17 protein-coding genes are annotated in these 19,332 nt (G+C 70.4%); 1 reads left to right on the top strand and 16 read right to left on the bottom strand.

Features of this window, described 5'->3' with window-relative positions:
- Positions 1 to 233 precede the first annotated feature (233 nt).
- The 13 genes from ACZ6WN_RS05590 to ACZ6WN_RS05530 all read right to left on the bottom strand — a co-directional run bounded on the left by ACZ6WN_RS05590 (position 234) and on the right by ACZ6WN_RS05530 (position 14,412).
- On the bottom strand, positions 234 to 1,946 hold the full coding sequence (locus tag ACZ6WN_RS05590) for a GMC family oxidoreductase N-terminal domain-containing protein (RefSeq protein ID WP_465863237.1): 1,713 nt from the start codon (positions 1,944 to 1,946) through the stop codon (positions 234 to 236).
- Positions 1,943 to 3,565, bottom strand: coding sequence for a succinic semialdehyde dehydrogenase (locus tag ACZ6WN_RS05585; RefSeq protein ID WP_465863236.1), 1,623 nt, complete (start codon positions 3,563 to 3,565; stop codon positions 1,943 to 1,945). Before ACZ6WN_RS05585 ends, ACZ6WN_RS05590 begins: the two co-directional genes overlap by 4 nt.
- Positions 3,566 to 3,613: 48 nt before the next feature.
- Positions 3,614 to 4,213, bottom strand: a complete 600-nt coding sequence (locus ACZ6WN_RS05580) for a hypothetical protein (protein WP_465863234.1) — start codon at positions 4,211 to 4,213, stop codon at positions 3,614 to 3,616.
- 90 nt (positions 4,214 to 4,303) lie between these two features.
- Positions 4,304 to 6,037 (bottom strand): glycerol-3-phosphate dehydrogenase/oxidase, encoded by a 1,734-nt coding sequence (locus ACZ6WN_RS05575; RefSeq protein WP_465863233.1) that lies wholly within the window; start codon positions 6,035 to 6,037, stop codon positions 4,304 to 4,306.
- 85 nt (positions 6,038 to 6,122) lie between these two features.
- The gene (locus ACZ6WN_RS05570; RefSeq protein WP_465863232.1) at positions 6,123 to 6,701 is read right to left on the bottom strand and encodes a C40 family peptidase; all 579 of its coding nucleotides are present in this window, start codon (positions 6,699 to 6,701) and stop codon (positions 6,123 to 6,125) included.
- Positions 6,698 to 7,879: a dipeptide epimerase gene (locus tag ACZ6WN_RS05565; RefSeq protein WP_465863231.1), complete on the bottom strand. Its 1,182-nt coding sequence runs from the start codon at positions 7,877 to 7,879 to the stop codon at positions 6,698 to 6,700. Before ACZ6WN_RS05565 ends, ACZ6WN_RS05570 begins: the two co-directional genes overlap by 4 nt.
- A 2-nt stretch (positions 7,880 to 7,881) precedes the next feature.
- Positions 7,882 to 8,652 (bottom strand): serine hydrolase, encoded by a 771-nt coding sequence (locus tag ACZ6WN_RS05560; protein WP_465863229.1) that lies wholly within the window; start codon positions 8,650 to 8,652, stop codon positions 7,882 to 7,884.
- A 9-nt stretch (positions 8,653 to 8,661) separates the two neighbouring features.
- Positions 8,662 to 9,408 (bottom strand): SDR family oxidoreductase, encoded by a 747-nt coding sequence (locus ACZ6WN_RS05555; protein WP_465863513.1) that lies wholly within the window; start codon positions 9,406 to 9,408, stop codon positions 8,662 to 8,664.
- Between the two features lie 140 nt (positions 9,409 to 9,548).
- Complete coding sequence (locus tag ACZ6WN_RS05550) at positions 9,549 to 10,877, bottom strand: ABC transporter substrate-binding protein (protein WP_465863228.1); 1,329 nt, start codon at positions 10,875 to 10,877, stop codon at positions 9,549 to 9,551.
- The gene (locus ACZ6WN_RS05545; RefSeq protein WP_465863227.1) at positions 10,874 to 11,992 is read right to left on the bottom strand and encodes a branched-chain amino acid ABC transporter permease; all 1,119 of its coding nucleotides are present in this window, start codon (positions 11,990 to 11,992) and stop codon (positions 10,874 to 10,876) included. The genes ACZ6WN_RS05550 and ACZ6WN_RS05545 overlap by 4 nt, the downstream gene beginning before the upstream one ends.
- Positions 11,993 to 11,995: 3 nt before the next feature.
- A complete protein-coding gene (locus ACZ6WN_RS05540) occupies positions 11,996 to 12,874 on the bottom strand; it encodes a branched-chain amino acid ABC transporter permease (RefSeq protein WP_465863226.1) in 879 nt (292 codons plus the stop codon).
- A gap of 12 nt (positions 12,875 to 12,886) precedes the next feature.
- The gene (locus ACZ6WN_RS05535) at positions 12,887 to 13,591 is read right to left on the bottom strand and encodes an ABC transporter ATP-binding protein (protein WP_465863225.1); all 705 of its coding nucleotides are present in this window, start codon (positions 13,589 to 13,591) and stop codon (positions 12,887 to 12,889) included.
- Entirely contained in the window at positions 13,591 to 14,412 is an 822-nt protein-coding gene (locus ACZ6WN_RS05530) for an ABC transporter ATP-binding protein (protein ID WP_465863224.1), read from the bottom strand. The genes ACZ6WN_RS05535 and ACZ6WN_RS05530 overlap by 1 nt, the downstream gene beginning before the upstream one ends.
- Positions 14,413 to 14,571: 159 nt before the next feature.
- Between ACZ6WN_RS05530 and ACZ6WN_RS05525 the strand changes: the two genes are divergently transcribed.
- Positions 14,572 to 15,777, top strand: a complete 1,206-nt coding sequence (locus ACZ6WN_RS05525) for a PucR family transcriptional regulator (RefSeq protein ID WP_465863222.1) — start codon at positions 14,572 to 14,574, stop codon at positions 15,775 to 15,777.
- A gap of 53 nt (positions 15,778 to 15,830) precedes the next feature.
- Here the strand turns inward: ACZ6WN_RS05525 and ACZ6WN_RS05520 are convergent, their stop codons facing one another.
- Genes ACZ6WN_RS05520 through ACZ6WN_RS05510 form a run of 3 tightly spaced genes read right to left on the bottom strand, consistent with a single transcriptional unit; the run spans position 15,831 to position 19,332 of the window.
- A complete protein-coding gene (locus ACZ6WN_RS05520; protein WP_465863221.1) occupies positions 15,831 to 16,919 on the bottom strand; it encodes an acyl-CoA dehydrogenase family protein in 1,089 nt (362 codons plus the stop codon).
- Positions 16,916 to 18,103: an acyl-CoA dehydrogenase family protein gene (locus tag ACZ6WN_RS05515; protein WP_465863220.1), complete on the bottom strand. Its 1,188-nt coding sequence runs from the start codon at positions 18,101 to 18,103 to the stop codon at positions 16,916 to 16,918. The genes ACZ6WN_RS05520 and ACZ6WN_RS05515 overlap by 4 nt, the downstream gene beginning before the upstream one ends.
- Positions 18,100 to 19,332: an acyl-CoA dehydrogenase family protein gene (locus tag ACZ6WN_RS05510; RefSeq protein WP_465863218.1), complete on the bottom strand. Its 1,233-nt coding sequence runs from the start codon at positions 19,330 to 19,332 to the stop codon at positions 18,100 to 18,102. The genes ACZ6WN_RS05515 and ACZ6WN_RS05510 overlap by 4 nt, the downstream gene beginning before the upstream one ends.

Genomic DNA, 19,332 nt, shown 5'->3' with positions numbered 1-19,332 from the left:
GACGGGTCGCGTCCTCCGTGAAATGCACCAGGGCCCGGCCGGGGAGGGAGGTGGCCGGGCCCTGATTGCCCGAGGCAGAACTGTCCCGGACGAAAGACCCGGCATGTATTAGGGAGGGAGCAATCCCGGGTCTGATCACTCCAACGACCCCTCTTAACCACAGTTACGGGTCAACTTAAAACTTCCTGCCAAGAACTTCCCGCGCAGTCGGTGTCGCTACGGCAACAGTCTGGTCACCGTACGTCAACGATGGGCAGCTGCAGCGCAGCCGGCGCGCTCGCGGGCACCGCCGGCGAGGCCGGCCGGACCGGCTGGATCCGCGCGTAGCCGGCACCCAGCTCCGGGCGCGGGTCGGCCTGGTCCTTGTTGGGCCAGAACGCCATCGCCCGCTCGGCCTGCGCGGTGATCGTCAGCGACGGGTTCACGCCCAGGTTGGCAGAGATCGCCGAGCCGTCGACGACGTGCAGGCCGTCGTAGCCGTAGAGCCGCTGGTAGGGGTCGATCACACCGGTCTCCACCGAGTCGCCGATGGTGCAGCCGCCGATGAAGTGGGCGGTCATCGGCTTGTTGAACGGCTCCCCGATCGTGCCGCCGGCATAGCCCGGCTTGTCGCCCCGGCTCATCACCCCGGCCATCTTCCGCACGGCATCCAGGCCGGCCGGGATCCAGGTCGGGTTGGGCTTGCCGTGACCCTGCTTCGACGACATCCGCCACCCGAAGATCGTGCGTTTCGGGAAGGTCGTGATCGAGTTGTCGAGCGCCTGCATGACCAGCGCGATGACGGTGCGCTCGGACCAGTGCTTGAAGTCGTAGAACGTACGCAGCGACCGCCGCTGCAGCCACATCTCCTTGAGCCAGCGGCGGAGCCGATGGGGACCACCTTCGGTGAGCACCGTCTGCATCGCCGCGATCGCGTTGCTGCCGTGGCCGTAGCGGACCGGCTCGATGTGGGTGTGCTCGTCGGGGTGCCACGAGGAGGTGATGGCCACGCCCTCGGTGTAGTCGATGGCCGTGTCCGGCGCGATCGCGCCCAGGATCGACTCGGAGTTGGTGCGGGTCAGCTCACCCAGGCGCGGGGAGATCTGCGGGAGGTCGCCGGTGCGCTTGAGCTTGTGGAGCAGCTTCTGGGTGCCGAGCGAGGCCGCCGAGAAGATCACCTGGTCGGCGGTGAACTTCCGGGTGCGGCCGATGCCGAGCTTGGCCTTGGTGGAGCGGGTCTCGATGACGTACCCGGTTCCGGTCCTGGCCGGGTAGACGCGGGTGACAGTGGTCAGCGGGTGCACCTCGGCGCCGTTCTTCTCGGCGAGGTAGAGGTAGTTCTTGACCAAGGTGTTCTTCGCGTTGTGGCGGCAGCCGGTCATGCACTCGCCGCAGTTCGTGCACGTACGCCGGTCGGGGCCCTCACCGCCGAAGTAGGGGTCCGCGACCTCCTGCCCCTCGACCTGGCCCGGGCCGCCGAAGAAGACGCCGACCGGCGCCTTGTGGAAGGTGTCACCGCGGCCGGCCTCGGCCGCGACCTTCTGCATGACCTCGTCGGCGGGGGTCAGGTGGGGGTAGAGGGTGACGCCGAGCATCCGCTTGGCCTGCTCGTAGTAGGGAGCGAGCTCGTCCTTCCAGTTGGTGATGTGGCTCCAGGAAGGGTCCTCGTAGAACGGGTCGAGCGGCTCGTAGAGAGTGTTGGCGTAGACCAGCGAGCCGCCACCGACACCGGCGCCGGCCATGATCACGGCGTCCTTGACCATGTCGATGCGCTGGATCCCGTAGCAGCCGATCGCCGGCGCCCAGAGGTACTTGCGCAGGTCGAAGGAGGTGTTGGGCAGCTCGTCGTCGCTGAACCGGCGACCCGCCTCGACCACCCCGACCTTGTATCCCTTCTCGGTGAGACGCAGCGCGCTGACCGATCCCCCGAAACCCGACCCGATGACGAGCACGTCGTAGTGGGTCATGCGCGGCCCAGCGCCTTCAGCGCGCGCAGCGAGGCGGTCATGAACTTGGCGTACGCCTGGTCGCTCATCCCGAACTGCGGGGCGAAGCGCAGCACGGCCTGCGAGGCGACCGACTGGGTCTCGGTGTAGCGCAGGATGCCCTCGACGCCCTGGCGACGGCCCTGGCCGGACTCGCGCATGCCGCCCATCGGGGCGTCGATGCTGGCGAAGGTGGCGCCGAAGGCCTCGTTGATGTTGATGGTGCCGCACTTGATCTGGCGGGCGATGCGGCGGGCGCGCGAGGTGTCGCGGCTGTAGATCGAGCCGTTGAGGCCGTACTCGCCGTCGTTGGCGCGCTGGATCGCCTCCTCCTCGCTGTGGAAGCGGTAGAGGGAGACGACCGGGCCGAAGGTCTCGTTGCCGAAGCAGGTCATCTCCGGGGTGACACCCTCGAGGATGGTCGGCTCGAAGAAGAACGGCGCCAGGTCGGGGCGGGCCTTGCCGCCGGCGAGCACGCGGGCGCCCTTGGAGACGGCGTCCTCGACGTGGGCGGTCGCGGTGTCGACCTGGGCCTGCGAGATCAGGGTGCCCATGTCGTTCTCCCACCCGAGGGTGGCCCCGAGGGTCATCGCCTGGGTGCGGGCGACGAAGCGCTCCACGAACCGGTCGTAGATCTTGTCGTCGACGAAGAGGCGCTCGACGCTGACGCACAGCTGGCCGGAGTTGGAGAAGACCGCGCGGGTCGCGCCCTCGGCCGCCTTCTCGATGTCGGCGTCCTTCAGGATCAGCATCGGGTTCTTGCCGCCGAGCTCGAGGCTCGCGCCGATCAGCCGCTCCGCGGCCTGCTTGGCGACGATCTTGCCGGTGTTGGTCGAGCCGGTGAAGCAGACGTAGTCGGCGCGCTGGATGATGCTGGTGCCGATCTTGGACCCCGGTCCGGCCACGACGGTCCACAGGTTCTCCGGGAGCCCGGCCTCGGCCAGCAGCTCGGCGCCGAGGAGCGCGCTGAGCATGGTCTGCGAGTCGGGCTTGATGACCACCGCGTTGCCGGCGGCGATCGCGGCCAGGCCGTCGCACAGCGCCATCGTGAACGGGTAGTTCCACGGGCTGATGATGCCGACGACACCCTTGGGGACGTGGTTGAGCTCGACCCGGGTCAGCACCGGGATGACGCCGAGCTTGCGCTCGGTGTCGAGGATCTTGCTGCTCCTCCGCCCGTAGTAGCGGGCGGTCAGGGCGATGTGCAGCGGCTCGTCGAACGCGTGCTTGCGGGCCTTGCCCGACTCCAGCACGATCAGGTCGAGGATCTCGGCCTGCCGGTCGAGGACGAGGTCGTGCAGCTTGATCAGGATGCGCTCGCGCTCGGAGACCGGGGTCGCGGCCCACTTCTCCTGCGCGACCCGGGCCTTGGCGAAGGCCGCGGCGACGTCGTCGTCGCTCGACTGCGGGATGTGCGCCAGCGGCGCCCCGTTGAGCGGACTGATGACCTCTCGGCTCTCCCCCGTCGTCGCCACGATGCGGCCGGTCAGGCGGGAGACATAGTCAGGCTCGAGGGCCAGGGACGCCGTGGCGTCGTGCTCGGGATCGAGCGGGCCCTCGACGATCGGGCCGCCGGAAGAAGTCGGGTTCGATGCGCTCATGTACCGAGAGTATGTGACCGGCGTCTCTGAAGCCAGACAGCCGTCCCACTAACTCACGATACGAACGTCCGCTGCCCACCACAGATAGCTGTGACGCTCGGCCGGGAGGTCGATGTCGACGCGGTCCAGCGGCAGCCGGTCGAGGGCGTGCACGGTGCACTCCTCCGCGGGGGTGGCCCGGTAGAGATAGGCGTCCAACGGCCATTTCGTACGCAGCCACTCGTCGAGCCGCTCGGCGACCGACGCGGTGAGCTCGGGATCGCGGTCCTGGCGGAGCCAGTAGCTCACCCGGGCGGTGGAGCCACCTGCGTACCTGAGCAGGGTCTGGGCGTCGGCGCCCATCGCCTCCAGGTAGGGGTACAAGGGCTGCACGTAGAGGCAGCCGAGCGAGGAGGTGCCGGTGGGGTCGAGGAAGAGGTAGGTGAAGGCCCGCTTCGCCTGGTGGTCGGACCAGTGCCGGATCACCAGGGGCAGGTTGTCGTCGCTGCCGAACCCCTCCAGCGGCCACCTGCCGCAGCTGTGGTCGCGGATCACGTCCGGGCTGGCCAGGTAGGCCTCGGTGTCCAGGTCGAGCAGCTCGGGACTCAGCGGCGCGAGCACGAAGTCGTCGGTGGCCAACGGCTCGGGGGGATCTGCGACCAGGAACATGGGATCAGATTGCTACGTCAACCGCTTGCTCCGCCACGGCAATTCCAGCCCACCTCGATTGATCTCGACCCGCGGATTCGGGTCGCAGGCTCAGACCTCGACCTCCAGGCGCGCGCGGTCGGCCTCCTCGTCGGTGACCATGAGCTGGGAGCGGCGCTCGGCCTCGATGCGGCGCAGGTAGTGGTCGACCTCCTCCTTGGCGCGCTGCTCGTCCCAGCCGAGCTCGTCGGCCATGATCTTGGCGACCCCCGGAGCAGCGCGTACGCCGCGGTCGAAGGTCTCCATCGAGATCCGGGTGCGGCGCTCGAGCACGTCGTCGAGGTGGCGGGCGCCCTCGTGGGTGACGGCGTAGACGACCTCGGCGGCGAGGTAGTCCTCGGCGCCCTCCAGGGGCAGCGCGAGCGGGCGGCGCTCCTGGATGAGGTCGAGCACGTCGTCGATCAGGCCGCCGTGACGGCCCAGGAGGTGGTCGATCCGGGCGACGTGGAGGCCGGAGCGACGGGCGAGCAGGACCCGCTGGTTGGAGCGGGTCTCGAAGCCCTCGGCCCCGACCAGTCGCACCTTGTCGGTGATCGAGTCGCGCAGGGTCATGTTGGTCGTGGTCCCCAGCGAGTGCGCCGCGGCGTCGACGGCGTCCTTGGCCATCACCCGGTAGGTCGTCAGCTTGCCGCCGGCGATCAGCACCAGCCCCGGCAGCGGCGTGACCACGGTGTGCTCGCGGCTGAGACCGGCGGTCTGGTCCGACTCGCCGGTCAGGAGCGGGCGGAGCCCGGCGTAGACGCCTTCGACGTCCTCGAGGTCGAGCGGCTCGCGCAGGATCGCGTTGACGTGCTCCAGGACGTACTCGATGTCGGTCTTGGAGGCGGCCGGGTGGGCGAGGTCGTAGGTCCAGGGGGTGTCGGTGGTGCCGATGATCCAGTGGCGGCCCCACGGGATGACGAAGAGGACCGACTTCTCGGTGCGGACGATGAAGCCCGACTCGGAGCGGATCCGGTCGCGCGGGACGACGAGGTGGATGCCCTTGGACGCCTTGACATGCAGGGCGCCGCGACCGCCGACCATGTCCTGGATCTCGTCGGTCCACACCCCGGCGGCGTTGACGACCGTCTTGGCCCGGATGACCAGGTCCTGGTCGTGCTCGAGGTCGCGAGCCCGGACCCCGACGACCCGCTCGCCCTCGCGCAGGAACCCGGTCACCTGGACCCGGGTCGCGATGTGGGCGCCGTGGGAGGCGGCGGTGCGGGCGATCGTCATCACCAGACGGGCGTCGTCGACCTGGGCGTCGTAGTACTGGATCGCGCCGGTGATCGTGTCGGTGTTGAAGTCGGGGGCGATCCGGGCGACGCCCCGGCGGGTGAGGTGGCGGTGGCGCGGGAGGCCGGAGTTGCCCATCCCGGAGAGCGGCCCGAAGCTGGCCATCCCGTCGTAGAGCGCGAGGCCCGCTCCGATGTAGGCGCGCTCCCAGACCGGGTTGGTCAGCGGGTAGAGGAACGGCACCGGCCGGACCAGGTGCGGGGCCAGGGTGTTGAGCAGCAGACCGCGCTCCTGGAGCGCCTCGCGGACCAGCTCGAAGTCGAGCATCTCGAGGTAGCGGAGGCCGCCGTGGACGAGCTTCGAGCTCCGCGAGCTCGTTCCCGAGGCCAGGTCGCGCTGCTCGACCAGGCCCGTGCTCAGGCCTCTGGTGACGGCGTCCAGCGCCACCCCGGCGCCGGTCACACCTCCACCGACGACGAGTACGTCGAGCTCGGTCTCCCCCGCCGCACCGACCATCGTGCCGATCGCGAGATCGCGGCTCTGTGGACTCAGGGCCCCAGTTCGAGTCATACGTTCGAAGTTAACTCACCACGTCGAATTGTCACTTCTGGCGCGCGAGAAATTCACCGGCGCGGGCCGATAAGTCACGCGGGTGTCACAGACGGGCGGCACCGACCAGGGTGGCGAGCCGGTCGGGAGGCATGGGCTCCTCGACCACGACCATCGTCTCGCCGTCGGCGTGGATCATCGGGCGGGTGCCGTCGGGCTCCGGGGACGCGGTCGCGACGGCCACGTGCATGACCCGCCCGTCCGGGCGCGCAAAGAAATAGAGGTCGCCGGCGCGGACCTCGTCGAGGTCGATCGCGGTGAGCGCGGCGGCCTGGTCACGGGCGTCCCGCGGGAGACGTACGCCGATGGCCTCCGCCGCCCGGAAGACCAGGCCGGAGCAGTCGATGCCCGCGTCGGTGGTGCCGCCCCAGACGTACGGGACACCGAGGAAGCTCCTGGCCCTGCTCAGCAGGACGGAGACGGAGCTGGTCAGGGCATCCGCCGGCAGCCAGCCGGGGTAGCCCCGCTCGTCCTTCGTGGAGGCGTGGGAGGGGACCACGACGTACGCCCACTCGCCTCGGGTCTCGAGGACGACGACCTCCTCGCCGGGGACGACCTCGGTCTCGTGCTCGGCGTCCTCGGCGGGCTCGGCCACGACGAAGGTGGGCTGGTGGACGGTGGTCATGGGAGGACTCCTTCGATGCCGAGGCCCGGCTGATCAGGGAAGAGGATGCGGGGGCCGTCATAGCTGATCCCACCGGCGTACGGGCTGGTCCTCGCCCACCAGCCCGCGTCGAGGTCCTGCTCGCCGGGGATGCCGAGCGCTGCGACCAGGGCTGCCGCCGCGCCGATGCCGAGGTGGGACTCCATCATGCAGCCGACGAGGCGACCCAGGCCGTGACGCTTCGCGACCTCCAGCAGCTCGATCGCGGGCGTGATCCCGCCGCACTTGGCCAGCTTGACGTTGACCGCGTCCGCAGCGCCCGCGCGGATGACGTCGACGAGGTCCTCGAGGTCGAAGACCGACTCGTCGGCGAGGATCCGGTAGGGCTGGTGACGACGGACGTACGCCATCGCCTCCAGGTCCCGCCGGGCGACCGGCTGCTCGACGAACTCGAGCTCGACGTCCTGGTCGGCCAGGGTCGTCAGCACCGCCACCGCCTCGTCCGCGCGCCAGCCGGTGTTGGCGTCCAGCCGGAGCACGCACCCCGGGACCGCCTCGCGCACCGCGAGCACGCGCTCGGCATCACCCGCGGCGTCGGTGCCGACCTTGATCTTGAGGGTCGTGAACCCGTCGCGCGCTCGGGCGGCTGCTGTCTCTGCCAGGTCGGCCGGGGTGCCGACGGAGAGGGTCATGTCGGTGAGCAGCTGTGTTGGTTTCGACACCGGCTCGCTGGCGCTCGCCGGGCTCAACCAGCGGGGGCTCGGCGTTGGTTGAAGGCCACTTCGTTCAGACCTCGGAGCCGCTAGGCGGAGGCGTGTCGAAACCAACACATCCAGGTGCTCGGTCATCGACACCCCAGCCCGGCGAGCGACAAGGTCGTGCAACGCGATGTCGGCGGCCATCTTGGCCGACCGGTTCCCGACGACCGCACCCTGGATCAGCTCGGCCGACGACAGATCGGCGGCTGCCCCGATCAGGACATCCGAGATCGGTCCTTCCAACGCCGCGGCGGACCCGGCGAGCGAGTCGCCGGTGACCCGCCAGACCTGCGGCGCCTCACCCCACCCGACGCACCCGTCGGAGTCCTCGACCGTGGCGACGACCGTCTCCGCGAACTCCGTACGCCGCAGCGCGGTCACGAACGGGGTGTGCAGCGGCACCCGGACACGCTGGGTGCGCACCGCGGCGACCCGAGGCACCGTCACAGGGTCGACCACAGATAGCGAGCGACCTCGCTGATCCGGAACTCCGACTCGTCGTCGTCCAGGCCGGTCGTGAGCACGACCATGACCTGAGGTTCACCCTGGGCCGGGCGGATGATCGCCATGTCGTGGCGGACGCCGTCGACCCAACCGGTCTTGTTGCCGACCACCGCGTCCTCGGGCACCCCGAGCGGGATCGCGTCGCGATACTCCTGGGCGACCAGGATCCCCTCGAGCTCGGCGGTCGACTCGGGCGAGAGCAGCCGGCCCGAGGCGAGCTTGGTGAGCAGCTTGCCCATGTCGTTGGCGGTGACCAGGTTCTGCAGCCCGGCCTCGCGCGCAGGTGCGTCCTCGATCCCGCGGGACACTGTCGTCATCGGCGTCACCCCGGCGTCGGCGAGCACCGCGGCGACCTCCGCGAGCCCGACCCGCTCGAGCACGAGGTTGACGGCCAGGTTGCCGGAGACGGTCAGGGAGCGGCGTACGAGCTCACCCAGCGGCAGCTGGGAGCCGACCGCCTGCCAGGTCTCGGGGTCCTGGTCCTCGGCCGGGTCCATCTCGAACCGCGACCCGGTGGCGGCGGAGTCGAAGTCGGGATGGACCGTGATCGGCTCGTCGAGCGAGAGCAGCCCGCGATCGCGCAGCCGATAGGCGGCGATCGCGACCGGCACCTTCATCAGGCTCGCCGCATAGTGCTGCTGGTTGACGTTCTGCGCCTGCGTCGGGATGCCGTCGAGGCCACTGAGCCAGGTCGAGACCAAAGATTCCACGACTCGAGGCTAGTCGGTCTGGTCGAGCTCCTGCCGGACCCGGTTGACGTCGTCGATCCAGGCATCGACGTCGGCGGCACGCGTGGCGTACTCCTCGGCCACGTCGGGCTCGAGCGAGATCCAGAACTGCGAGCTCTGCCCAGCCTCCCAGACGGCGTCGGCGACCTCCTCGGCGGTGAGCGCGCCCTCGGCCGACCGGAAACCCGGGAGTCCGGAGGAGCGCTCGAGCATCGCCGTCTTCACGCTGCGCGCGACGATCGCCTGAGCGACGATGCCCTGGTGCCGGTACGTCGCGGCGAGCCACTCGGCGAAGGCGATCTCGGCGTGCTCGGTGGCCGCGTAGGACGGGGAGCCGAGCAGCGTGAGGAGACCCGCGGAGGAGGAGGTGACCACGAACCGACCGGCACCACGGGCGACCCACTCCGGCAGCAGCAGCCGCGCGGCGCGTACGTGGGCGAGGACGTTGACCTCGTACGAGGTCAACCAGGCGTGGTCGGAGGCCTCGAGCCCGCGGCCGCGCTCGACTCCCGCGTTGCCGTACCAGGCGTCGATCTTGCCGAGCTCCTCCCGGGCGGCGTCCACGAGCGCCGCGGTGCCGGCGGCCGAGGCGGCGTCGCCGGGAACCGCGAGGGCGCCGATCGAGTCGGCCACCGAGCAGAGCTCGGCATCGTCGATGTCGGCCACGACGACGCGACACCCTTCCGCCGCGAACCGAGTGGCCAGAGCCTTCCCGATCCCTCGGGCTGCTCCGGTCACAACCACCCCGCTCCCGGGTGCGAGTACGTTCACGGACCGACCACCTCCAGTGGCGTTAGTGAGGGTCAACCACTGTAACCGAGGCCGGTCCGTGAACGTGCGGCAACCTACTGATCAGTACCGATCACGCCGCCCGACACTCACTCAGGCAGCCCGGACGAGGGCGGGGCGTCCGAGGCGGCGCTGTCGTCCTCCTCGATGGGAGCATCGCCGATGTCGGTGACGAGGACCGGCGTGAGCGGCTCGGAGGCACCGTTCTTGATCTCGACCACGCTCATCCCGGAGATGCCCATGTGGGAGTCCTCGGAGAACCGGAACGGAGCCAGCCCGGGCCCTTCGAAGGAGGAGCCCTCCTTCTCGATCGTCTCCACGATCGACTCCCGGGTCAGGTCCTTGCCGTTGGCCTGCAGCGCCTGGACGAGGGTGTAGGCCTGCGCCATGCCGTAGATCCGGTAGTTGGTCAGCTTCTCCGAGCCCTTCTTGGAGTAGTCGTCCCAGACCTTCTGCCACAGCTTGACCCACTCGTCGTCAGGAGCGTCGACGCCGCTGAGGTACTCGGTCGTCATCATCCCGTCCATCAGCTTCACGCCCTGCTCGGCGGGGATCTTGCCCTTGGTCATCGAGGCCAGCAGCCCGCCGACGAGCGCCGGGTCCGAGCCCACGTTCGAGTAGAACCACTTCGACTTGAAGCCGACGCCCTGCGCGGCGATCTGGCTCAGCGCGGTGTAGGAGGGGGTGTTGAAGCCGATCACCAGGTCGACGCCCTTGGACTTGAACGAGGACATCTGCGGGGAGAAGTCGGTCGAGCCGCCCGGCGTGTACTTCTGCACGTCGACGATCTGGGTGTCGAGGAACTGCCGCGCGCCCTTCTCGCCGTCCTCGCCGAAGTCGTCGTCCTGCAGGAAGAGGCCGACCTTGGCGTCGGGCATGTTCTCCTTGACGTACTGGCCGATGACCTTGCCCTCGATCTCGTAGTCCGTCTGCCAGCCGAAGGTCATCGGGCTCTTCTGGGGGTCGTCGCCCCACTGCAGCGAGCCGCTGGAGACGAACAGGTCCGGGATGCCGTCGTCGTTGAGCCGCTGCACGACCGCGCGGTGCGTGGGGGTGCCGAGACCCGAGACCATCGCGAAGATCTCGTCCTGCAGGATCATGTCGTTGGTGACGGCGCTGGTGTTGGTCGGGTTGTAGGCGTCGTCCTTGACGACCATCTCGATCTCGCGGCCGTGGACGCCACCGTTGTCGTTGACGTACTCATAGAAGGCCTGATGGCCGGACGGGATCTCCGAGTAGCCGGGCGCGGCGGGGCCGGTCAGCGGGAAGTGCGCCCCGACCTTGATCGTGGTGTCGGTGACGCCGACCGCCGTGCCGTCCTCGGAGGGCCGCTCCTTCCCCGCGCCGCAGGCAGCGAGGAGCGAGGCAGTGGTGAGGACACAGACGACCTGGACGGCTCTGCGTGCAGTGTTTCTCATGTTGTCTTCTCCTTGGTTTGCCCGAGAGATGAGGTGAGAGATGAGGTGAGGGACGTACGCGCCAGGAACGCGCGCAGGCTGCCGACGATCCCCGCCGGAGCGAGGAGGATGACGAGCATCAGCACCAGGCCGTAGACCACCGGCGTGACCTCCGCGGCCTGGGTGGCGCTGAGCCCGGCCGACTCCCCGAGATCGGTCGCGAAGTGAGGAAGGAAGGCGAGCACGCCGGCCCCGATGAGCGCTCCGGTCAGGCTGCCGAGCCCACCCAGGACGACCGCGGCCAGCAGCGTCAGCGAGAGCGTGATCGTGAACGCGCCCGGCGCCGTGAGACGTACGTTCATGGCCATCAGGCCGCCGGCGAGCCCGGCAGCCATGGCGCTGACGGTGAAGGCGACCACGCGGGCGCGGCCCAGGTGGATGCCCGCCAGCTCGGCGGAGACGTCGTCGTCCCGCACCGCCCGCCAGCGACGACCGACCCGCGAGCGGCTCAGGTTGGCGAGCGCCACGAAGGTGATCGCGAGGAGCAGCCAGCCGAGGTAGGCGAGGAAGGAGTACTGGTCGATCTCGACGGCGGTGAAGAACCAGACCAGATCCTGGATCCACGCCGGGAGCTCGGCCGCGCGGGGCACGGACACCTGCAGCCCCTGCTCCCCGCCGAGGACGTCCCACTGGTTGGCCAGCCGGGGCACCGCGACCGCCAGCGTCAGGGTCGCGCCGGCGATGTAGGGCCCGTGCAGCCGCGCCGCCGGCACCCCGACCACCACCCCGACCGCGGCACAGACCGCGATCGCGACGAGCAGGGCGAGGAAGACGTCGGCCAGGGTCTCGCCGCCGGTGCGCTCGAGCACCAGGGTGGCGGCGTACGCCCCGACGGCCATGAGCGCGCCGTGGCCCAGGGAGAGCTGGCCGGAGAGGCCGGTCAGGAGGGTGAGACCGCCGGCGGCGATGGCGAAGTAGGCCATCTCGGCGTAGCGGGTCTGCAGGTACTGGCTGGAGCTGCCGATGACCGCCATCGCCACCACCAGGGCGACCAGGGCCACCACCAGGTGGCGTGCCAGGGGCACCGACGTCACCGGACGGACGAGCGGACCGAAGAGGGAGCGCAGTCGTTCCATGGGTCAGACCCTCCTGGCCGCGGCCGCCGCGAAGAGGCCGCTGGGACGCACCAGCAGCACCACCATCAAGATCCCGAGCGCGACCAGCGGCGCCAGGTGCTCACCGACGTAGCCGGTGACGTAGGAGAGCGAGAGCCCGAGGATCAGGCCGCCGATCACCGACCCGAGCGGTGAGTCGAGGCCACCCAGCACGGCGGCGATGAAGCCGTAGATCACGAACGGGTCCATGAACGCCGGGTTCACCAGGTCGCCGCCGGCGATGAGCATCCCGGCCACCGCACCCACGGCAGCCGCGAGCGCCCAGCCGAGGGTCAGCATGCGGCCGACGCGTACGCCCAGGAGTCGGGAGACCTCGCCGTTGAACGCGGCCGCCCGCATCCGCAGCCCCAGGTCGGTGAAGCGGAAGAGGACCACGAGCCCGGCCATCACGAGGGCGACCACGACGATCGTCAGGATGCCGAACGGGGTGATGCCGATCGAGGTGTCCCCCACCGAGATCGCGTTGGTGCTGACCGGGGCCGGGAAGCCGCGGTGCTGGACACCGAAGGTGATCGCGGTCAGGCCGTGGAGCACCATGAACAGACCCAGGGTGAGGATGACCGCGTTGAGCTCGGCCTTGCCCTCGACCGGGCGGATGATCACCCGCTCGATCACGGCGCCGAGCCCGAACCCGGCGGCGATCGCGGCCAGGAAGGCGACCCAGTAGGGCACGTCGGCGTTGATCAGCGAGAGCGCGATGTAGGTGGTCACCATCGCCATCGCCGCCTGGGCGAAGTTGACGATCCGGGTCGAGCGCCAGATCAGGCACAGGGCCAGCGCGAACGCGGCGTAGACCGCGCCCAGGACCAGGCCACCGAGGGTGGTGTCGAGGAACTGTTGCATCGTGTGGTCTCCCTAGAACCCGAGGTAGGCGTGGCGGAGCTGCTCGTCGGCGGCCAGCTCGGCGGCCGGCGCCGAGGCGACGACCTTGCCGAGGTTGAGCACGACGCCGTGGTCAGCGATGGACAGGGCACTGCGGGCGTTCTGCTCGACCAGGACGACGGTGAGCTCCTCGGTCTGCACCAGCCCGCGGAGCAGGTCGAAGATCTGGGCCACCACCCGGGGCGCGAGCCCCAGGGAGGGCTCGTCGAGCAGGAGCACGGTCGGACGCGCCATCAGCGCGCGGCCGATGACGAGCATCTGCCGCTCGCCGCCGGACAGTTGATGGGCGGTCGCGTCGCGGCGCTCGCCCAGCCGCGGGAAGAGCTCGAAGACCCGCTCGACCGGCATCGGCTCGGAGCCGGTCGCACGGTGCAGCCCGCCGAGCCGGAGGTTCTCGATGACAGTCAGCTCGGCGATCACACCGCGCCCCTCCGGGACGTGGCAGAGGCCGTACGAGGTCAGCTTCTCGGTCGCGGTGCGCGTGATGTCCTTGCCGTCCAGCTTCACGGTGCCCCGGGTGGACCTCACCAGGCCGGACACCGTGCGCAGCAGCGTGGTCTTGCCGGCGCCGTTGGCGCCCAGGACCGCGGTGACCTGGCCTCTCGACGCGGTGAAAGTGACGCCGTTGAGCGCCTTGACGGGTCCGTACGCAGCGCTCAGGTCCTCGACGGCGAACATCAGGCCTCCTCGGCGGTGAGTGCGTGGACCTCGGCGTCGTCGTCGTGCTCGACCTGGTCGCCCAGGTAGGCGGCGAGGACGGCCGGGTCGTTGCGGATCTCGTCGGGTGAGCCGGCGGCGATGACGCGGCCGAAGTCGAGGACCGTGATGCGGTGGCAGACCGACATCACCAGGTCCATGTGGTGCTCGACGAGCATCACCGCGGTGCGCTCGGTCAGGCCGGTGATGATCTCGCCGAGCTCGGTCATCTCCTCGGCGCTCAGCCCACTGGCGGGCTCGTCGAGGAGCAACAGCTCCGGCTCGGCGACCAGGGCCCGCGCGAGCGCGACCTTCTTCCGGATCGGGTAGGGCAGGCTGCCGGGGTAGCGGGCGGCGTACGACTCGATGCCGAGCTCGCCCAGGACCTCTCGCGCCTTGGCGGCCAGCCGGGCGTCGTCGCGGTGGCCGATCCCGAGCAGCCCACGCACGAAGCCGGCGCGGGCGAGACGGTCGGCTCCGACCATCACGTTGTCGAGCACCGTCATCCGCTCGAAGAGCCCGAGTCCCTGCAGTGTCCGGGCGATGCCGTGGCCGGCGAGCTGGTGCGGGCGGAGGCCGTGGATCGTCTCGCCGCGCAGGCGGAGCTCGCCCTCGGCGGGGGTGACGAACCCGCACACGACGTTGAACAGGGTGGTCTTGCCGGCGCCGTTGGGGCCGATGACGCCGAGCACCTCATGGGGCGCGACCGCCAAGGAGACGTCCTCGAGGGCGCGTACGCCCCCGAACCGGACCGAGACGCCCTCGACCGCGAACAGCGGTGGGTCTTCGCCGGACTTCTGCATCGTGCTCCCTTCACCTGATGTGACGGGTTTCACTTTGGACTCTCCGCACAACGGGGGATATGGGCACTGCGCCCAAAATCCTTCGGGCGCTGCGTCTGGGATTCCCTGGTTCGGTGGCGGATGGGGCAGTCGGCATGGGACGCTCCGCACATGGGTGTGATGAGCGACACAGCTCCCGACGCGGAGCTCCGTCCGCTGGTGGAGCGTGCCTGGGCCTCGCTGGTGAGCCAGGCGGACGCGATCGCCGACGACATCACGCTGACCCTGATCGCGATCCAGCCGGAGTGGCACCAGAACGCCGAGCCGTCGGTGCGAGCCGACCTGCGCTCGAGCACCCGGGAGCACGTACGCCGCGGCATTCGGGCCATGGCCGGGCTCACCCCGGGAGCCAATCCCGTCGACCTGTGGCGCGAGACCGGCCGGCGGCGGGCGCGGCAGGGCGTACCTCTGGAGTACTGCCTCAACGCCTACACGGTCGGCACCAGGATGCTGTGGGAGGCGATGGTCCACCAGCAGGCGGCGCTGGGCATCGACGACCGGGTGATGGTGCTTGCCGGGCGCCAGGTGTGGACCGACCTGGACGTGCAGAACTCGGTGATGTCGGCCGCCTACCGGAAGGAGGCGGCGCTGCTGCAGCGTCGCGACCTGCAGCTCCAGGGCAGGCTCCTCGACGGGCTCGCGGAGGGCCGCGGTGGCGACCCCGCGTTCGCCGCCGAGGTGCAGGAGATCCTCGGGGTCGCCGCCGACGCGCAGATGGCCTGCGTGATCGCCGCCTTCGACGGCAACCGCGACTCACCGCTGCGCAACCCCGACGACCGGCTGGAGAAGGCCGGGCTGGTGTCGTTCTGGCACGTCCGCGGGGACCACCACTTCGGGCTCGTCCCGTTGGGGTCGCGCCCGGTCGCCGAGGCCGTCGCCGAGCTCGTCGAGCAGCTCGCCTGCTGCAACTCGGGCCGGGTCGGGATCGCCACCGCCGACGACCTCAGCGGCTTCGGCACCGCGTTCCAGCTCGCCACGCACACGGTGGAGACGGTGCCCCGGGGGCGTACGGACATCGCGGTCGTCGACGACCGCCTGCCGCAGGTGCTGCTGACCGCCTCGCCCGCGGTCTCCTCGCTGCTCGTCCGCCGCACCCTCGGCCCGATCCTGGCGCAGCCGACGCACCAGTCCGACGTGCTGCTGGCGACGCTGCGCGCGCTCATCGCGCACGGCGGCTCCCCCACCCACGCCGCCGAGGACCTGATCTGCCACCGCAACACGGTGATCTACCGCATCAAGCAGATCCAGGACCTCACCGACCGGAGCATCTCCGATCCCGGCGACCGCCTGCTCCTGGCGCTCGCTCTGATGGCCCTGGAGAAATAGCCACGCTGGTCGAGCCGTCGTCGTGAGGGACGAACGACGGCTCGACCAGCAGGCTAGATGTCGACCAGGGAGCCGAGGCGGTCGCGGTGGAGGCCGGGGAGGCCGTACGCGATCTGATCGGCCTTGGCCCGCTTCAGGTAGAGGTGGGCGGGGTGCTCCCAGGTCATGCCGATGCCGCCGTGCAGCTGCACCGCCTCCTCGGCCGCGGTGACGGCGAGGTCGCCGCAGTACGCGGCGGCGACATGGGTCGCGATCGCGGTCTCCTCGGCGTCCCCGAGCGCCAGCGCCCCGGCGGCGTAGCGCGCGGCCGCGCCGGCCCCCTCGACGTTGGTGTAGAGGTCCGCGAGCCGGTGCTTGAGCGCCTGATAGCCACCCACGATCCGGCCGAACTGCCGCCGGACCTTGAGGTAGTCCACCGTCGTGGTCAGGCACCACTGCGCCACCCCGACCTGCTCCGAGGCCATCAGCGCGGCCCCGGCCAGCAGACCCGCACGTACGGCGTCGGCACCGTGCTCCGCGACCACGACCACCTCGCCGGCGGCCGGGTCCAGGCGTACGTCGGCGAGCCGGCGGGTCATGTCGAGCGAGCTCACCGGGGTGATCGTCGCCCGGTCCGCGGCGACGGCCCGGATCTCGACGCCGTCGGGCGTCGTCACCGGCACCAGGAGGGTGTCGGCCTCCAGAGCGCCGGCCACCGATCGGATCTCGGTCTCGACGGGCCCCAGCGGCTGGACGGTGGCCGCCGGGAGGGGCGCGACCAGGGCCGCGGTGCGCTCCCCCGCCGCCAGTCCACCCAGCAGCGCCGCACCGGCCTCGGTCGGCCCGGCCAGCAGGACCGAGGTCGCGACGACCGCGCTGGTCAGGAAAGGCACAGGGGCGACCGAGCGCCCCAGCTCCTCCAGGACCACGGCTGCCTCACGGGCCGATGCCCCGGCGCCGCCGTACGACTCCGGGATCAGCAGGCCCGCGAGCCCGAGGTCGCCGGCGATCCCCTTCCACAGGACCGGCGTGAGCGAGCTGTCCCCGTCGTAGGCCTTGACGACCTCGGCGGGTTCGCAGCGCTCGGACAGGAACGACCTGACCGTGGTACGCAGGTCGGCATCGAGCTCGTTGTCGAGCAGTCCGACTTCAGAGACGCTCATCGCGGGATCTCCTTCCAGGCCACGTCCTTGTCGACCCGGTGCTCCCCGGGGAGGCCGAGGACGCGCTCGGCCACGATGTTGCGCAGGATCTCCGAGGTGCCGCCCTCGATCGAGTTGCCCTTGGCGCGCAGGTAGCGGTAGACGGCGTCGCGGCCGCCGAAGTCGACGTGCTCGGGGCGGACCATCGCCCAGCCGTCGCCGTCCTCGTAGCGAAGACCTTCCTCACCCCGCAGCTCGAGGTCGAGCCCGGTGAGCCGCTGGTTGATGGTGGCGAAGGACAGCTTCATCGCCGACCCCTCGGGGCCGGGCTGGCCGACGGCCAGCTTCTGCCGGAGCCGTGCCCCGGTCAGGCGGGCCACCTCCGACTCGACCCAGAGCCGCAGGAGCCGGTCGCGCAGCTCCGGGGTGTGGTTCTCCGGATGTTCCCGCCACGACTCGGCGACCACGCCGAGCATCCCGCCCTCGCGGGGCATGGCGGCCCCGCCGATGGCGACGCGCTCGTTGTTGAGGGTGGCGTTGGCGACCTCCCAGCCCTGCCCGACCGCGCCGAGGCGGTGGGCGTCGGGGATGCGGACATCGGTCAGGAAGACCTCGTTGAACTCCGCCTCGCCGGTGATCTGGCGCAGCGGCCGCACCTCGACGCCCGGATCGTGCATATCGCACAAGAAGTAGGTCAGACCGCGGTGCTTGGGGACGTCCGGGTCGGTGCGGGCGACCAGGATCGCGAAGTCCGCGTTGTGGGCGCCCGAGGTCCACACCTTCTGCCCGTTGACGACCCACTCGTCGCCGTCGAGGACCGCCCGCGTCGCCAGCCCGGCGAGGTCGGAGCCGGCGCCGGGCTCGGAGAAGAGCTGGCACCAGATCTCGTCGCCGCACCACAGCGGCTCCAGGAAGCGCGACCTCTGCTCCGGGGTGCCGTAGGCGAGGATCGTCGGCGCGGCCATGCCGAGCCCGATCCCGTTGCGGCGCGGGTTGTTGTCGGGGGCGCCGGCGGCCTCGAAGAGGTCGTTCACCAGCGGCTGCAGGGCCCGGGAGGCACCGAGGCCACCCTCGCCCTCGGGGAACGCGACCCACGCGAGCCCGGCCCGGTAGCGGGCGTGCAGGAACTCGCTCGGCTCCGTCGTCGCGACCGGGTGCTCGGCCAGGAACTCCGTCACCCGGCCCTCGATCTCCTCGGGAGTCACTGCCGGCCCTCTCGACGGGCTGCCTGCTTGCGCAGCTCGGCCTTGGCCAGGGCGTTCTTGTGCACCTCGTCGGGGCCGTCGGCGAACCGCAGCGTACGGATGCCGGCGTAGGACTTGGCCAGCGGGAAGTCCTGGGAGAGGCCACCGGCGCCGTGGGCCTGGATCGCCTTGTCGAGGATCCACTGGACGGTCGCCGGGGTGGCGATCTTGATCGCCTGGATCTCGGTGTGGGCACCCTTGTTGCCGACCGTGTCCATCAACCAGGCGGTCTTGAGGACGAGGAGGCGCAGCTGCTCGATGCGTACCCGCGACTCGGCGATCCAGTCGCGGATCACGCCCTGCTCGGAGAGCGGCTTGCCGAAGGCGACCCGCTCCTCGACCCGCGCGCACATCAGCTCGATCGCCCGCTCGGCCAGGCCGATGGAGCGCATGCAGTGGTGGATGCGACCGGGGCCCAGGCGCGCCTGCGCGATCGCGAACCCCATGCCCTCGGTGCCGATCAGGTTGCCCACCGGCACGCGTACGTCGGAGAAGACCAGCTCCGCGTGGCCGCCGTGGTCGTGGTCGTCGTAGCCGAAGACCTCCATGCCGCGCTTGATCGTGAGGCCCGGGGTGTCGCGCGGCACCAGGATCATCGACTGCTGCTGGTGGCGCTCGGCGGACGGGTCGGTCTTGCCCATCACGATGAAGATCTTGCAGTTCGGGTTCATCGCGCCGGTGATCCACCACTTGCGGCCGTTGATGACGTACTCGTCGCCGTCGAGCGCGATCGAGGTCTCGATGTTGGTCGCGTCGGAGGAGGCGACGGCCGGCTCGGTCATCGCGAAGGCGCTGCGGATCTCTCCCTCCAGCAGCGGCGAGAGCCACTCCTTCTTCTGCGCCTCGTTGCCGAAGTCGTGGAGCACCTCCATGTTTCCGGTGTCGGGCGCGGCACAGTTGAACGCCGCCGGCGCGAGGTGGCTGCGGCCGGTGATCTCGGCCAGCGGGGCGTACTGCAGGTTGGTCAGCCCCGCCCCGCCCTCACCGGGCAGGAAGAGGTTCCACAGGCCGCGCTTGCGGGCCTCGGCACGGATCTCGCCGAGGACCGGCACGCTGTCCCAGGCCCACTTGTCCTCCTGGGCCGCGAGCTGCTCGTCGAAGACGGCCTCGTTCGGCTCGACGTACGTCTTCTGGAAGTCCCATACCGAGGCGACGAGCTCCTCGGTCCTGGCGCCGGGTGCGAAGTCCAC

The sequence above is a fragment of the Nocardioides sp. NPDC054178 genome (assembly GCF_055585005.1).
This window is presented reverse-complemented; position numbering and strand designations above follow the sequence as displayed.